The organism is Ruegeria meonggei (genome assembly GCF_042768335.1).
Taxonomy (GTDB): Bacteria; Pseudomonadota; Alphaproteobacteria; order Rhodobacterales; family Rhodobacteraceae; genus Ruegeria; species Ruegeria meonggei.
In genome coordinates, this window is the sequence record NZ_JAXHBT010000001.1 from 171238 (window position 1) to 187282 (window position 16045).

General features: G+C 58.9%; 13 protein-coding genes. 2 read left to right on the forward strand and 11 right to left on the reverse strand.

Annotation, left to right across the window (positions count from 1 at the left end; genetic code table 11):
- Nucleotides 1-5 precede the first annotated feature (5 nt).
- The 5 genes from SJY13_RS00855 to SJY13_RS00875 are packed head-to-tail and all read right to left on the reverse strand — an operon-like array spanning nt 6 to nt 5539.
- A complete protein-coding gene (locus SJY13_RS00855) occupies nt 6-275 on the reverse strand; it encodes a K+/H+ antiporter subunit F (RefSeq protein WP_085821023.1) in 270 nt (89 codons plus the stop codon).
- Nucleotides 272-772, reverse strand: coding sequence for a Na+/H+ antiporter subunit E (locus tag SJY13_RS00860; RefSeq protein ID WP_085821022.1), 501 nt, complete (start codon nt 770-772; stop codon nt 272-274). Before SJY13_RS00860 ends, SJY13_RS00855 begins: the two co-directional genes overlap by 4 nt.
- Entirely contained in the window at nt 769-2313 is a 1545-nt protein-coding gene (locus SJY13_RS00865; RefSeq protein WP_377186511.1) for a monovalent cation/H+ antiporter subunit D, read from the reverse strand. Before SJY13_RS00865 ends, SJY13_RS00860 begins: the two co-directional genes overlap by 4 nt.
- Nucleotides 2310-2669, reverse strand: a complete 360-nt coding sequence (locus tag SJY13_RS00870) for a Na+/H+ antiporter subunit C (RefSeq protein WP_085821020.1) — start codon at nt 2667-2669, stop codon at nt 2310-2312. Before SJY13_RS00870 ends, SJY13_RS00865 begins: the two co-directional genes overlap by 4 nt.
- The gene (locus SJY13_RS00875; protein WP_377186514.1) at nt 2669-5539 is read right to left on the reverse strand and encodes a monovalent cation/H+ antiporter subunit A; all 2871 of its coding nucleotides are present in this window, start codon (nt 5537-5539) and stop codon (nt 2669-2671) included. Before SJY13_RS00875 ends, SJY13_RS00870 begins: the two co-directional genes overlap by 1 nt.
- Nucleotides 5540-5762: 223 nt before the next feature.
- On the opposite strand from SJY13_RS00875, the gene SJY13_RS00880 reads away from it, so the two are divergent.
- Both SJY13_RS00880 and SJY13_RS00885 read left to right on the forward strand, forming a co-directional pair.
- Nucleotides 5763-6236 carry a rhodanese-like domain-containing protein gene (locus tag SJY13_RS00880; protein ID WP_377186517.1) on the forward strand — a complete coding sequence of 158 codons (474 nt, stop codon included), beginning with the start codon at nt 5763-5765 and terminating at the stop codon, nt 6234-6236.
- Nucleotides 6233-7057: an alpha/beta hydrolase family esterase gene (locus SJY13_RS00885; protein ID WP_377186520.1), complete on the forward strand. Its 825-nt coding sequence runs from the start codon at nt 6233-6235 to the stop codon at nt 7055-7057. Before SJY13_RS00880 ends, SJY13_RS00885 begins: the two co-directional genes overlap by 4 nt.
- Here SJY13_RS00885 and mdoH read toward each other — a convergent pair whose 3' ends face one another.
- The 6 genes from mdoH to SJY13_RS00915 form a co-directional block, all read right to left on the reverse strand.
- Nucleotides 7058-8926 carry a glucans biosynthesis glucosyltransferase MdoH gene (gene mdoH, locus SJY13_RS00890; protein WP_377186523.1) on the reverse strand — a complete coding sequence of 623 codons (1869 nt, stop codon included), beginning with the start codon at nt 8924-8926 and terminating at the stop codon, nt 7058-7060.
- Nucleotides 8923-10422, reverse strand: coding sequence for a glucan biosynthesis protein (locus SJY13_RS00895; RefSeq protein WP_377186526.1), 1500 nt, complete (start codon nt 10420-10422; stop codon nt 8923-8925). The genes mdoH and SJY13_RS00895 overlap by 4 nt, the downstream gene beginning before the upstream one ends.
- On the reverse strand, nt 10419-11636 hold the full coding sequence (locus SJY13_RS00900) for an OpgC family protein (RefSeq protein WP_377186529.1): 1218 nt from the start codon (nt 11634-11636) through the stop codon (nt 10419-10421). The genes SJY13_RS00895 and SJY13_RS00900 overlap by 4 nt, the downstream gene beginning before the upstream one ends.
- Nucleotides 11637-11666: 30 nt before the next feature.
- Nucleotides 11667-13037, reverse strand: coding sequence for a tetratricopeptide repeat protein (locus SJY13_RS00905; RefSeq protein WP_377186532.1), 1371 nt, complete (start codon nt 13035-13037; stop codon nt 11667-11669).
- A 182-nt stretch (nt 13038-13219) separates the two neighbouring features.
- The gene (locus tag SJY13_RS00910; protein ID WP_377186535.1) at nt 13220-14404 is read right to left on the reverse strand and encodes a CaiB/BaiF CoA transferase family protein; all 1185 of its coding nucleotides are present in this window, start codon (nt 14402-14404) and stop codon (nt 13220-13222) included.
- Entirely contained in the window at nt 14391-16010 is a 1620-nt protein-coding gene (locus SJY13_RS00915) for a thiamine pyrophosphate-binding protein (protein ID WP_377186538.1), read from the reverse strand. Before SJY13_RS00915 ends, SJY13_RS00910 begins: the two co-directional genes overlap by 14 nt.
- Nucleotides 16011-16045: the final 35 nt, after the last annotated feature.

The following is a 16045-nucleotide window of genomic DNA, read 5'->3' on the forward strand; positions in this document are numbered from 1 at the left end:
TCCCCTCACTCGATAATGTTGCCGCGCAGCATAAAGCGCGCATAGGCCACGGTTGAAACAAAGCCCAGCATGGCGATGATCATGGCGACCTCGAAAAAGATTTCAGTGCCCAGAGCAAGGCCATACAGGATCATCAACGCAATGGTGTTGATGACCATGGTGTCCAGCGCCAGAACGCGTGTACCTACACCGTCAGCGGTGATGATCCGCCACAGGCACATCATGATCGCAGCACCGAAACAGGCGAAGGCAAACCAGATCGCATAGTCGATCATTCGAAAATCTCCTTCAGGCGGCGTTCATAGCGGTTTTTTATCTCATCGCGCACTGCGTCGGGATCGGGTGCGTCCAGGCAATGGACAAGAAGATTGTGCCCTTGCGCCGACAGATCGCAGCTGACAGTGCCAGGGGTCATGGTGATGGTCCCGGCCAGAACCGTGATTGCTTCGGGCGTGCGCAGTTCGAGAGGAATGCTGATCCAGTTGGGCTGTCGGTCGGCATCGCGTTTGAACAGGATGATCCTGGCAACCGTGATGTTGGCCATCACGATATCCCACAGGACCACCAGCATGTATTCCACAATCATCGGCCAGTTGCGCAGTTTGGGGCGGTCGGGCCAATAGGGTTGGGTGATGAACGGGATGATGATGCCCAGGAAAAGGCCAAACACCAACGAATTCAAAGACGGCTTGTTTGCCATCAGCAGCCAGACGATTGTCAGCAGAAACGTTAGGTGGGGGTGCGGGAATATCCGGTGCAGCAGTCTCCTCATTCTTCGCCTCCCAAAACGGCAGAGATATAGTCCTCAGGTGTGAACAACTGCTCAGCCGTCAGGCTTGTATATTCCAGAGCCGGACCTGCAAACAAGGTTAGCATCACAAGGCCCAGAACCGCACCGAACACGGCCGTAAAGGCCAACCCGGGTTGCGGTTCCGGCGCAGGCAGGACGGCACCTTCGTCATCTTCACCAGGGATGTCTTCGGCGGCGTGCAAAGCGTCGTGGCTTTTCCAGAAGATCAGCGACCCGGCGCGGGCCAACCCGACGATCGTGACAAATGACCCGATCAGAACCACAGCCCAGATCGCATTTGCATCCGGCGCGTCACGTGAGGCATCCAGCACCAGCAGCTTGCCAATGAATCCCGACAGCGGTGGCATACCAGCCAGCGCAATGGCACCGACGAAGAACAGGGCCGAGATCAGCCCGCTTTGCGGCATCGGCGCTGTTGGCGCTATTGCACCGCCGCGCCGCTCCATCACCAGATCCGCGACCAGGAACATCAGAGCCGTCGCGAGGGTTGAGTGATAGATGTAGTACAATGCAGCGGATGTGGCTGTTTCCGTGAACAGCGATACCGCAACCAACAGCGTCCCCATCGAGGCGATAGCGCAAAAGGCTACCATGCGGGCGATATGCTTCGTGCCCAGAATACCGATAGCTCCGATGGCCAGGGTCACGAGCGCGGCGGGTTGCAGCCATGTGCCAACAAGGCCCTGAGTGGCCTCGACCTCGGGGCCGAAGGTCAGTGTGTACATCCGCAGGATCGAATAGGCCCCTACCTTGGTCATGATGGCAAACAGCGCGGCCACAGGCAAAGGTGCATTGGCATAGCTGGCCGGCAGCCAGAAATGCAGAGGCAACACGGCAGCTTTGATGCAGAACACCAACAGCAACAGAACCGCGCCGACACGCAACAGGGCGGTGTCTTCGGCCGGCAGTTCCGCCACGCGCAGCGCCATGTCAGCCATGTTCAGCGTTCCGGTCACCGCATAGAGCGTGCCCAAAGCAAACAGAAACAGGGTCGAGCCCAGCAGGTTATAGGCCACGTACTGAACGCCTGCCTTCAGGCGCACAGACCCGCCCCCGTGGGTCATCAGACCGTAAGAGGCGATCAGCAGCACTTCGAAGAACACAAACAGGTTAAATGCGTCCCCGGTCAGAAAAGCGCCGCAGACCCCCATAAGCTGGAAATGAAACAGGGCGTGGAAATGCTTGCCCCGGTCATCCCAGCCGGACGCAATCGCATAAAGAACGATGGGCAAAGCCAGTAACGCGGTCAACAGCACCATCATCGCTGACAACCGATCCAGCACCAATACGATGCCAAAAGGTGCAGGCCAGTTGCCCAACTCATAAACCTGAATGTCACCGCCCGCGGCCTGCGCGGTGATGGTCAGCGCAATACCCAGCAGACTGATGACACCAGCGACCGAGAAGATGCGCTGTAGGTCCAGATGGTATCGCAGGACCATGATGATGAAAGGGGCCAGGATCGCGGGCAGGACGATCGGCGCAACGATCCAGTGGTTCATGCGTCTTCTCCTGTCGCGTCCACACTGTCGTGGGCTGACATGTCGATATGGTCATCTTTTGACGACAGATAAGCGGACAGCGCGATCATCACGATCACTGCCGTCATCCCAAAGGAAATTACGATGGCGGTCAGAACCAGCGCTTGCGGCAGCGGGTCGGTATAGGCCACTTCTTCGTACTTGTTCAGTACCGCGGGCGCATCCAGTGCCAGCCGTCCAGTGGCAAACAGGAACACATTGACCGCATAGGTGATCAGCGAAAGGCCCAGAATGACAGGGAATGTGCGGCGGCGCAGGATCAGGAAAATCCCGGCAGCGGTCATGATGCCTACGGCTGAGGCGACGAGCGCTTCCATCAGACCTGCTCCTTCTCTTGTTCTTCGTCCGGTGGCGTGTCCCGCAGTGGGTTGATATCCATTGGGAATTCCTGTGCCATACCAGGCTGCCAGGCAAACCGTGACAAGCTGTCCAATGCCAACATGACCGCACCAAGAACCGCGAGGAATACACCGGTGTCGAACAGGATCGCAGTGGCCCATTCAAACTCTTCCAGCGGTGGCCAGTGGATATAGCCAAAGTCACTGGTTAGGAACGGACGATCGTTGAACCAGGCCCCGATACCAGTCGCGGCCGCGATCAACACGCCCCAGCCGATAGTGCCGTGATAATAGAACCGCTGTCGTTCGATGGCCCAAGTATATCCGCTGGCCATGTATTGCATAAGGTAGGCGATGGCGACGATCAGACCGGCGATAAAGCCACCGCCGGGTTGGTTGTGCCCGCGGAAAAAGATATAGGCACCAACCATCAGGGCAATCGGCATCATCATGCGGGTTACAACCACCATCATCAGCGGGTGGGAATCCCCCGATTGTGGCCAATGCGGTTTGCGGTTCAGCAGATAGCCACGCACGTTAGAGTTCAGAACAGCCTCGGTCAGGGCAAAGATCACAAGCGCGGCAATACCCAGGACGATGATCTCTCCGAAAGTATCAAAGCCCCGGAAATCAACCAGAATCACATTGACCACGTTGGTACCGCCGCCGCCTTTGTACGAGTTCGCAAGATGAAACTCTGAAATCGTCGGAAAAGCGAAGTCCCGCAACATCAGTGCATAAATCAATGCGCCCGAGCCGATGCCCGCCACGACGGAAATCCCCGCATCCCGCCAACGTCGTGCTGCGCTGCTGTCCCATGGTGTGTCCGTCGGCAGGAAGTTCAGCGACAGAAGCAGCAGGATCATCGTCACCACCTCGACCGAGATCTGGGTCAGGGCAAGATCAGGTGCAGACAGGTAGTTGAACGCCATCGACACGATCAGGCCAACAACGCCGATCAGCACCAGCGAGAGCAGACGGTTGCGATGGAACCACATGATCGCCAGAGTCGCGCCCACAAGGCAGATCCAACCGATAACCGGGATGATCTGCACGGGCAGCGGCGCGCGCGTTTCCGGGCCAATCACGCCGGTGGCAAAGGCGTAATATCCAAGCCCGACCGTGAAGGTGATCATGATGATCGCATAGCGGCTGATGACGCCGTTATGCAGCGTGTCCGTGATCCAGCGGCTGAACATTGTCAGCGTACGGATCACCGCGTCAAAAATCGTTTTGGCTTCGGGGCGGGGAATGGCATTCCACAGCTGCTCTCCACGACGGTGCTGGGACAGCAGGAACAGACCACCCAAAGTGGCCACGGCAGACATGTAAAGCGCAGGTGTAAAGCCGTGCCACAGTTTCAGCGAATAGTAAGGCAGTTTTTCACCGCCGATGACAGCGCTGGACACAACAGCAACCAACGGGCCAACGATGACCTTGGAATTAAGACCAATCAGCACAACCAGCACCACAAGGAACCCTGGCGCCAGCCACAACCCCACTGGCGGATCATGCGGATGGGTCGGATAATCTGCGCGTTGCGGACCAAAGAAAACATGGCTGACAAAGCGGAAAGAATAGGCCGCCGAGAACAGCGCCGCCAGCAACGCCAGGCCAGGTACCAGATAGTGTGAATGCAGCCATGTAGTGTGAACCGTTTCCTCAAGCATCATTTCCTTGGACAGGAACCCGTTCAGCGGGGGCAAACCAGCCATGGACAGCGCGGCAATCGTGCCGATGGTAAAGGTGATCGGCATCAGGTGCCGTAACCCGCCCAGCCGCTTGATGTCACGAGTACCTGCTTCGTGATCCACGATCCCGGCGGTCATGAACAACGCGGCCTTGAAAGTGGCGTGGTTGATGATGTGGAAAATGGCGGCAACGGCGGCGATCTTGGTGCCAAAGCCCAGCAGCATCGTCACCAGACCCAGATGCGACACGGTTGAAAACGCCAACAGCGCCTTGAGGTCGTCTTTGAACAGCGCGATGCAGGCACCAATTAGCATTGTGACCAGCCCCGTGGTGGCCACGATATAGAACCACGCATCCGTCCCAGCCAGCACTGGCCACATCCGCGCCATAAGAAACAACCCGGCCTTCACCATCGTGGCCGAATGCAAATAGGCCGAAACCGGGGTCGGAGCGGCCATTGCATGGGGTAGCCAGAAGTGGAACGGGAACTGAGCCGATTTGGTGAAACAGCCCAGCAGGATCAGGATCAGCGCCGGCAAGTAATAGGGCGAGGCCTGGATGAGCTCTTTGTTCTGCAGGATAGTGCTCAGGTCAAAAGAGCCCACGATATTGCCCAGAATCAGCATTCCCGCAATCATCGCCAGGCCACCGGATCCAGTTACGGCCAGCGCCATTCGCGCACCCTGACGACCCTCGGGCAGATGTTTCCAATAGCCAATCAAAAGGAATGAGCTTAGAGACGTAAGTTCCCAGAAAATAAGCAGAAGAAGAATGTTGTCTGACAGGACAATCCCGACCATCGCGCCCTGAAACAGCAACAGATATGTGTAGAACTGCCCCATCGGATCTTCGCGCGACAAGTAGAACCGGGCATACAAGATGATCAGCAGCCCGATCCCCAGGATCAACAGGGCAAACAGAAACCCAAGCCCGTCCAGCATGAAGTTCGCGTTCAGACCCAGCGCAGGTATCCAGTCAAACCGCGCGGTTACAACCTCACCTCGCATGACCGAGGGGATATGGATCAACAACCCCATCAGCGCCAAAAACGTGGTAAGCCCCGCCGCCGAGGCCGCTGCGTTACGGCCTGCCCGGATCAGCAGGGCTGGGAAAACAGCGCCGAGAAAGGGAAGGGCCGCGATGAGGAATAGGGACAAGTGCGATACTCCGGTCTGAGCGGTCAAGGTAGTCCTGATTTTGTAAAGATAATTTTCAGACTGTCCAGCTATTGCAAGATTTTCGCTCTGTTCTGGCGCCAAGAAACACATGTTTTCTGAGGTGTGAAAAATGACGCGAACTTGATCTGTCGCTCTTAATTCGGCGCGGATTTACGGCAGGCGCTGTGGTAAACACATCCGCGTCAGATCAGGAGAGATCAAGTTGGCGGAAAAGACGAACCGAACACGGCGGTGGGTTCTGTTGGGCGGTTGCGCGGTTGTGGCGGGTGGTTTTGCAATCCGAGAGTATCGGCTGGTTCCACAGGACTATGCCGGCGGCCAGATCAGCGTCAGCGCCGCGCATAAACGGGCTGTGTCCGGCGATATCCTGTTGGTGGATATCCGCACGCCACGTGAATGGCAGGCCACAGGTATAGGCGAAGCGGCGCATCCGCTGGACATGCGCCGCGATGATTTCGAACAGGCGCTGGCGCAACTGACAGAAGGACGTCTCGACGCCCCGGTGGCGTTGATCTGCGCCCGCGGTGTGCGCTCGGCCCGATTGAGCAATCGTTTGACCGAAGCCGGGTTCACAAACATTATCGACGTACCCGAAGGTATGTTGGGCTCGGCTGCAGGGCCGGGATGGGTGCGCGCCGGTTTACCGGTTCAACGCAAGGAAGAGGGAACAGAATGATCCGTGAAATGACCCTGGCAACTGGCTTTGCGCTGGTCGGGCAGATGGGATTTGCCGATTGCGCCGATCAGGTTGGCCTGTGTGAAACGCCATCCGGAGGGTATCACATAGAACTGCCAGAGGATGAAAACCCGCCGTTGGTGGTGTTTCTGCACGGTTATGGCGGCAGTGGTACCGGGACGATGAACAATCGGGGAATGGTCGAACCGCTGCTGGCGCGTGGTTATGCTGTCATGGCGCCCGAAGGTCTTGAGCGGCCCGACCGGGGCGGCACCAAAAGCTGGAATTTCTACCCGGGCTTTGGCGAACGGGATGAAACCGCCTTTCTGACAGAAGCGGTTCAGGATGCCGCCAACAGGTTTGGAATTGACCCCGAAAGGACCGTGCTCGGCGGGTTCTCGGCCGGTGCGTTTATGGTCTACTACCTAGCCTGTGTCGCCCCGGATACGTTTACGGCCTATGTTCCCGTTTCGGGCGGGTTCTGGCGTCCACATCCCGAGGCCTGTGACGGCCCGGTGCGCCTGTTTCACACCCATGGCTGGACGGATAACGTTGTGCCACTGGAAGGACGGCTACTGGGCGGCGGACGCTTTCATCAGGGCGACATCTTTGCCGGCCTGGAAATCTGGCGCGAGGCCAATGAATGTGTCGACACCAAACCAAGCGGGTTCAGCACTACAGACCAGTTCATGCGCCGCAGATGGACCACCTGTGCCGATGGCAGCGCGCTGGAGTTTGCGCTGTTCCCCGGTGGGCATAACGTGCCGCAGGGCTGGTCGGACATGATGGTGGATTGGTACGAAGGCCTGCCGGGTGGTTGATCACTCGGCAGGGGTCATGATGCCTTTGCCTTCGATCACGCGCTTCAACTCGTTCCGATGACGGCGGGCAGACCGTGTGATGGCGGGCTCGTGGAAATCTTCTTTCATGCCCACCATGCGCCGCGCAGCACCCGCCGAGACACCGCTGAGCGCGGAAAGCGGGATCGCCAGTGCCAAACTGATGGCAATTGGGGCTAGCCAGACCGAAACCAGACCGGACAGAATCCCCGCGCCTAGGGCAGTGCCGCTGACGGTTTCCAATGTGTGACACTGGATCAGTGTGCGCAGGCTATAGTTGCCGCCATTCCGCGCTTGCGGCGACCATCCCTTTTGAACGCCCAGAGTGGTTCGGAACACGGCGATCATCTGCTGCACCATCAGGATCGGGGCGTACAAGATCGAAAGGATCACCTCGGCCAGGAACGAGGTCAGGAACTTGGACCCGCCACCGAAATCAGCATATCGCACGCCGCTGAGTGGAAGGGCCAGCACACCCAATACCTTGGGGGCCAGCAGCATTGCATACATCACCAAAATGATCAGAACATGCCGGGTTTCAGACATCTCGGGCCATTGCGGGAACAGTGGGTTGTCGGGGCTGAAATAGTGCAGGACCGAGGCGTCCTCGCCCTGACCAATCAGCGCCCACATCACCAGCAGGGCAAACCAAAGCGGCGACATCAGATAGCCGACCGCACCGTGGAACATGTGGAACCGCGACACAGACCGGAACCCGGCCGAGCCCAACAGTTTCAGGTGTTGCAGGTTGCCCTGACACCAGCGGCGGTCGCGCAGCGCATGATCGATCAGAGTGGGCGGCGTTTCTTCGTAGGATCCACGGATACGGGGCAGAAAACGCACGCCCCATCCTGCGCGGCGCATCAGTCCGGCCTCGACGAAATCGTGGCTCATGATCAGTTTTTCCTGACCGTTAAACGCCCGCAGCTTGGGCAGGCCTGCGCAATTGGCGAAGGCACTGGTCCGAATTATAGCGTTGTGGCCCCAATAGTTGCCTTCCTGCCCGCACCAGCGCGCCAGTCCCTCGGCAAAGGCTATGCCGTAAACGCCGTTGGCAAATTGCTGCATCCGGGCAAATACCGACTGCGCGCCGATCAGCTGCGGATAGCTTTGGATCAGGCCCGCGCCGGAATCGCGCGCCAGCGAATCCGTCAGGCGCAGGATGGCGCGACCGGTCATCAGGCTGTCGGCGTCCAGCACCAGCATCGCATCCCAATCCGCGCCCCAGCGGCTAACCCAATCGGCGATATTGCCAACCTTGCGGTCGGTATTCTGTTCGCGGCGACGGTAATACAGCTCCAACCCAGGGGCGAGGGTGGAGCGCAGCGCTTCGATACTGGCCTGTTCCTGTGCGGCGATCTCAGGATCGCGGGTGTCGGACAGGATGAACATGGCATAGCGGTGCTGGCTGCCCCGCGTCTGCAAGTCCTCCAGCATCGAACGGGCGTTGCCCAGCACGTTCCATGGCACCTCGTTGTAGACCGGCATCAACAGCGCAACGCGCAGCGGCTCAGGCCGGGTTTCACGGATTGGCTTCTCCTGTCGCGACAGCGACACCATACCCAGGAGCACGGTGCAGACCGTGAAAGAAATCCAGAAGAAATTGAACGAGATCAGTGCCAGCAGGATCGCCTCGATCAGGTTGATCCCTTCGGCCCCGAACCAATCGCTCATAACCCAAAGCAGACCCAATGTGGCGGCCATGGCTGGCGAGAACGCCAGCGCCCGCCAGAACCCGGCCGAGGGACGCTTAGCATCCGGCACCTGCGCGTCACGGAAGCCTGCGCTGAAATCCTGCGCAGGCATGGCCAGAGGCGCCTCAGGGGGCATGATATGCAGATCGCGCGTCATGTGGTCCAACGGTAGAGCCAGACCTCAGAGGCCGGTTGCTTGTCTTTCAGCAGCTGCGCCCGCAGCTCGACATAGGTCCGGTCGCCGGGCTGGAAGGAAAACGCCAACCGCAGCCCGCCTGTGTCAGGGTTACGCTGCAGTACACCTTCGGACGTTTCAGCATGGGGGGAGTCGACAAAGATCGTCATCGCCTCGGGGTCGTCGAACAGCTCGCTGGCCTCAAAATCGATGATGACCAAACGCCCTTCGCCAAATGTGTTTTCGCCCATCGCGGTGTTGATCACGCGCGGCATTGGCGTGCGCTGCGGCTCCTCTCCCCAGATTAGGCGGTAGGACAGATCAACTTGGCTGCCAGCCGCATAGGGTTCAGCCGGGCGCCAATAGGCAACGATGTTGTCATAGATTTCCTGATCAGCGGGAATTTCCACCAGCGTGACCGTGCCTTTGCCCCAATCGCCATTGGGTTCGACCCACAGGCCGGGGCGTTTGTGGTAGTTGGCCTCAAGATCCGCATAGTCCGAAAAGTCGCGCTTTCGCTGCATCAGACCAAAACCGCGCGGGTTCGTATCGACGAACGAAGAAATCTGTAATCGGGTCGGATTGGCCAGAGGCCGCCACAACACTTCACCCGCGCCATTGCGGATCAACAGCCCGTCGCTGTCATGCACGGCTGGGCGGAAATCGTCAAACCGGCTGTGGTTGGTCTGATCAAACAGGAACATGGACGTTCCGGGCGCGATGCCGACATGGGTCAGCTCTTCACGCGGGAACAGCGTGGCCTCGATATCCATGACGCAATCGGCCCCGGCGGTGACATTGAACCGGTAGGCACCGGTCACGCTGGGGCTGTCCATCAGGGCGTGAACCACCATGTCGCGCTGTCCAGGAGCGGGACGTTCCAGCCAGAAACGGATGAATTCGGGGAACTCCTCACCATCCGGGTCGCCGGTTTTCAGGGCCAGACCACGGGCGGACAGGCCATAAACCTCGTGCAGGCCGATCGCACGGAAATAGCTGGCCCCCTGCCAGACGCAGAATTCATCGGTCTTGCCGGGGCGATGCATTTCAGTGCGCAGGCGCAAGCCGGAAAAGCCCAGCGTATCATCGATGGGCAGTTGAGGCACATCCTCGGACTTGTCGAACATCGCCAGGTCAAAGGCGACCGGTCTGGCCATTCCGTTTTCCACTGTCGACACTTTGACTGCGCGCGGGAAATACAGGCCTGGCGTAAAGAAATCGACGTTGAAGGGCGTCTCGCTCTCAAACCACAGGGCACGGTCCAGCCGGAACCGGATCGAGCGGTATTGCTGATACGTCAGGTCCTGCCATTCCTGCGGTACCATCTCGCGCTCAGCATAGGGTCGGCTGGCCAGATCTTTGGCCAGCGCGATGACATCGCTGCGGTCAAAGGGGGTTTCCCCTCCGGTGGCAAATGTGGCTGGCGCGAATGCAAGCGCTGAAGTTGAAGCCAGAAATGCGCGACGTGTAAAATTCATTTCTTTGATTTCCAAGGTTGCGACTTAAACCAAGCGGCCAAATAGGCCACGCCGATGATCATGGCAAAGCCAATCATGTTAGCGACTAAGACACTGGCAACATCCCGCCCACTCAGGTCCAGTCCGACGCCGATAAGTCTTGCTGCTGCCATGGAAAAAACGAACACGGCCAGAGATTGCTGACCCACTTTCGAGATCACGGTCAACAGGGCTTGCCAGGTCCGTGCGGCTGCGCCTTGACCGGTTGCGATCAGGCGGTGACCATGCTCTCCTGCGACGACCCAACCCAGATACGCCAGCGACAGGAAGTGGAGATAGCGGAACAGGCCGAAATCGGTCTTGTCGCGGAATTCCTTTGTGACCGGCCAGACCTTGCGGATTTCATCGGCCAGATCGGGGGCAGCCGCGTTAATCCAGCTGAACACTTTCCAAGACCCGAAAGGCATCGAGAAAATCAGGAACAATGCTGCCGCCCAGATCAGCGCCTTCGACACTGGAGGTGCAGGAATCCAGCCGCGCATGAACGCAAAGCCGGTGAAAAACAGCAACTGCCAGCCAAATGGGTTAAAGAACCACTGGCGGTCTGACCAAGGCTCTGCCGGCAAAGCCAACGCGCCGGTCTGTGCCACCAACCAGATCGCAACCGAAGCCATGGCAACCGCCCAGAACCCGATCCGCGACAGCCCCATGAACAGCGGCATCATCGCCAGAACCACCAGATACATCGGAAGGATGTCAAAATAGTTCGGCACATAGGACAGTGTGAACAGCCCAACGATTTGAGGCGCCGGGTTGTTGAAGAAATGCTGCAGGTTCAGCGACGAAATATATGTTTTCTCAAACAATCCCGTCTGATCCAACGCGGCCATGGACATGGCGACAAAGAAGAACAACGCGATGTGCGCCCAGTACACCTGCCAGATGCGATAGGCGACGCGGGCGGTGCCCATCCACCAGCCTTTGCGTAGGAACGCCCCGCCGAAGGCAATGGCCGAGGCCATCCCCGAGCAAAACACGAAAATCTCGGTCGCATCAGAGAACCCGAACCGGGCAGGAATCCACTTTGCCCATGGGTCATTCGGAATATGCGCGATCAGGATGATGAACATCGCTATGCCGCGATAGAAATCCAGACGCGGATCGCGCGTGCGGGCAGGGGCGGCCGCTGGGGTCGCCACAGGTGCAAAATCAGAAGCGGGCGATAAAGTCGCCATACGTTTTCTGTCCTTCTTGGTCGTTTTTTGTTATTCAGCCGGAACGCTTTGTGCGTCTCCGTCGTCGCGGGCCGCGTCAATCAATGCGCGGCGCGCCAGAGCGTAATTGTCCTCGCCTCCGGCCCGTTTGGTGCGGCGGTCGTCAAGGATACGCTCGACAGCATCCAGACGACCGGCGCGCAGGCCGGAATCAATTGTGATGCGTTCGAATACATCACGTTGGGCGTGGCTGCCACCTGCCAGTTGCATTCCACCGCGTGCATTTGAAAGAAAATCAAAGGCTTCGCCGTAAAGCCCGTCGCCAAAAGCCTCAAGCCCCTTGGCGGCTGCAATGCCTGGATCGGACATGCGGATCGGGGTGTCCCCCTGATTGCGCTGCGCGTCCTTCTGGATGCGTTTCAGCATCTGGCCGGTCGCATCATTGCGATTGTCGCCAGTCAGCGCCAGAAGATAGTGTAAATCTGCGAAGATCAGGCAGCCATCCTCGGTCCGGGCGGCGCTGAGATCGGCCAGCTCTTCCCAGCGAGAACCTACGTTTACGCCTTCAAGTTCAAGCCGTGACAGCAGCGATGTTGCGTTCGAGATATCGCGATAGTCGTCGGTTTTGTCCTGACGGATGTGCTGATCGTACAGCTCGAACACCTGATTGACCTGACCCAGATCCAGATGCATCAGCGCCTTGTGCCACCAGACGTGATAGCGGAAGTTGTTGCAATGCGCCCAGGCGTCCTCGCGACCCGCCAACCAGTCAAGACCCAGCTGCGCATTGCCAGTCATCTCGTGCACATGCGCCACGGCGTGCAGGCCCCAGGCATCGTCCGACACCATCCACAGCGCCTGGCGACCGGCAATCTCGGCTTTTTCATATGCGCCAGTTTCTTCCAGCGCAAAGGAATGACACCCCAACAGATAGCCGCGCCCGGCATGATCGGGTTCATACGCAGGCATCACGCGTTCGATGGACCGCCGCATGCCTTGCGGATCGCCCAGAACAAAACGGGTGGCGTGGCTCAGCTTCATCGCCAGCGTGTCCTGCGGGTGGGCGCGGAGAATTTCTTCGAATTTCTGAATGGCCTGCGTTGGCAGGTCCGCCAGATATAGCCCCAGTGACTCGACGTACATGCGTTCGCGATCAGATACCGGCTGCCGTTCCATCGCGGCGTTGGCTGTTGCCAGTGCCTCAACCGCGACTGGCATCATCTCGCGCCGTCCCAGCAGAACCATGAACAGACCTTTGACCGCGTGGCCCAATGCAAAATCGGGCTCAAGCTCAAGCACGGTGCCCAGATGTTGCGGGGTTATTGCCGCATGCGCCATGAAGCCAAGCAGAACACCATCCCATGCCTCGACGCTTGCCGATTGGCTGAGAGTGTTCATCTGTCCGAAAACATCTTGTTTCATACGTGCAGTCCAATCCAATTGCGTTTTTTATTCTCTATTCGACTTAGCAGAGACTCAGGTGGCGTCGTATCAGTATCGGCCCTGCTCTCGAATTGGTGAAAAGCTGTGTGTGGAAAAGGTGAAAAAAACCGCCAATTCAACGGCATGTTTCAGCAACATGCCGCCTAATGAGGCACTGTGTTTCAGTCGTCGAACGGATTTTCAGCGCTTAAAACACCCTGAGTGTCAGCGCCGAACACAGGTGGCGCCGTGCGATATGTCACAGGTGTACGGGACAATTTTAGTGGATTCCCGATCAATTGCACCTCGCCCGGATCGGCCTGCATATCGATCTGCATCTCGCGGGCGGCGACTTGATCGGTGGCAAAAACCTGGTCCATCGTCTGCACCGGACCCACGGGGATTTTGCGCGCTTCAAGCTGAGCAATGACTGTTTGTGTCTGGTGCGATTGCACCGCCGGGCGCAGCACAGCATTCAGGGCATCGCGATGTTCCAGCCGGGCCGGGTTGGTGGCAAAGCGTGCATCATCGGCCAGTCCAGGCAGATCAATGAAATCGCAGAGCCGCCGGAACTGGCTGTCGTTGCCAACAGCCAGAATGACGTGGCCATCGGCAGTTTCATAGACGTCGTAGGGGACGATGTTTGGGTGCCCGTTGCCGCGCCGCTGGGGCACATCGCCTGAGGTCAGATAGTTCACGCCCTCATTGATCAGCCAAGCCACTTGGGAATCGACCAATGCCAGATCGATTTGCTGGCCCTGGCCCGTCTGATCGCGGTGTCGCAGGGCGGCCAGAATACCGACTGTGGCGTACATCCCGCACATGACGTCCGAGATGCCCACGCCTACCTTCATTGGTGCGCCCTCGGGATCACCGGTCAGTGACATGATTCCGCCATAGCCTTGCGCCATCAGATCATAACCGGGCTTGGACGCATTTGGTCCAGTCTGGCCATAGCCCGAGATCGAGCAATAGACGAGGCCCGGCAAGTCCGGTGACAGGCTTGCGTAATCCAGCCCGTATTTCGCCAGCCCGCCGGGTTTGAAATTTTCGATCAGGATGTCTGCGTGGCCGGCCAGCCGTTTGATTTCAGCCTGCCCATCCGGCCTGGTGATGTCGATTGCCACAGATTTTTTGTTCCGGTTGGCCGCCATGAAGTATGCGCTCAGGTCCGAGCGGTTGCCCTCGGAATCCTCGACATACGGTGGGCCCCATTGGCGGGTGTCGTCGCCACCCGTGGCGGGGTTTTCGATCTTGATGACGCTGGCACCCAGATCGCCCAACAACTGCGTGCAGGTCGGCCCTGCCAGAATGCGGGACAGGTCCAGAACCTTGACGCCCTTCAGCGGTCCGTCAGATACGGCCATCATATCCCCCACGGTCAATTTCGGCTGCAATGACGGTGAAACTGTCGGCTTTGACGGCGGCGTCCAGTGCTGCGCGCAGTTCAGCCCGGTTGCGTACAGTATGCCCATTACCACCAAAGGCCCGGCCCATGGCGGCAAAGTCGTGGCGGTCGAAATCCACGCCTGTATTGCCCATCTGACGCTGGCGCTGCTTCAACTCGATCAGAGCAAGGCTGGCGTCGACAAAGACCAGAAAGATCGGGTTTCCGCCCATCTCGGCCGCAGTTGACAGCTCTCCGGCGACCATCAGGAACCCGGCATCGCCCGAAAAGCTGATCACCGGGCGCTTGGGCTCAACCAGTTTCAGGCCGATGGCCATCGGCACGGCACAGCCCATTGTACACAAGGCCGAGGATTGGATCAGCCCGCGTTCCTCGGAGCATTCCCACATCTGGCTCAGCAGGATGCGATGCGCGCCGCTGTCAGCTGTGGCCAGCGTTTCCGGCGGCAGTGCAGCGCGGGTTTCGGCGATCACGGCGGCTGGCCCCCAATCGTCATCCGTCTGGAAGGCCTGCGCCAAAGCACCCTTGACCAGTTGCGGCTCCCTTCCCGGCCATGTCGCGCGGGCCGGGTTACCTTTGGCGATTGCCTCCAACGTGGCGCCGGTATGCGCCACTAAATTCAACCCGGCCTGATGCATGTAATGGTCGTTGACCACCGCCGAAATGTCTATGACGCGCGTTTCTTCGGGATCCCAGATCTCGCGCCAGCCCGGGCGCATCTCGATGGGGTCATAGCCCAGACACACCACCAGATCTGCCTGCTCGACCAGCGGTACCAGATGCTTGTCGGCCAGTGGTGACAGGCCCGCGCCACCCAGGCACAAGGGGTGACCCTCGGGGACGACACCCTTTGCCTTGTAGGTGGTGACAAACGGTATGTTGAAATGTTCCAGAAACGCCTGCACCACATTGCGCGAGTTGTCATACAGGACATCCAGACCGACAATGGCGATGGGACGTTCCGCCTCGGCCACCCAACGGCGGGCCTTTTCCACGCAATTGCCTTCGGGTGCCACGGCGGCGATCTTGGCACGACGACGACGTTTGACGCCAGAAACGCGCGTATCCGCAACCGAGATCGGCACATCGATATGCACGGGACCGGGGCGGGGCTGGTTGGCCAGCGACACGGCTTTGTCGGCAATAATGTCTGCACCCTGCGCAGTCAGGGTGAATGTCCCCTTGGTGATTGATTGGTAAACTTGCGCGTGATCCATGACCTGATGGGTATAGGTCAACGCCTCATCCGCATCTACACAGCCAGTCAGCACGATCATCGGAACCCGGTCCTGAAACGCGTTGGCGACCACGTTGATGCCGTTCATCGCGCCGGGGCCCAGCGTGGCAACCAGAATCGCAGGCGCGCCGTCGCGGTGATGAACGGCTTCGGCCATGAATCCGGCTGCGTTCTCGTGTTTGGTCAGATGAAAGGTGATACCGGCCTGTTCCAGCGCATCAACCAAGGTTAGCACCTCGCCCCCTGGCATGCCAAAGGCGTGGCGGCACCCAGCCTCATAAAATCGTTGGGCCAAGAGGTCAGCCGCGCGGGGGGACAGGTCCTGCATCAGGTATGCTCCGAAGTTTTTGTTGTACAGGAGAT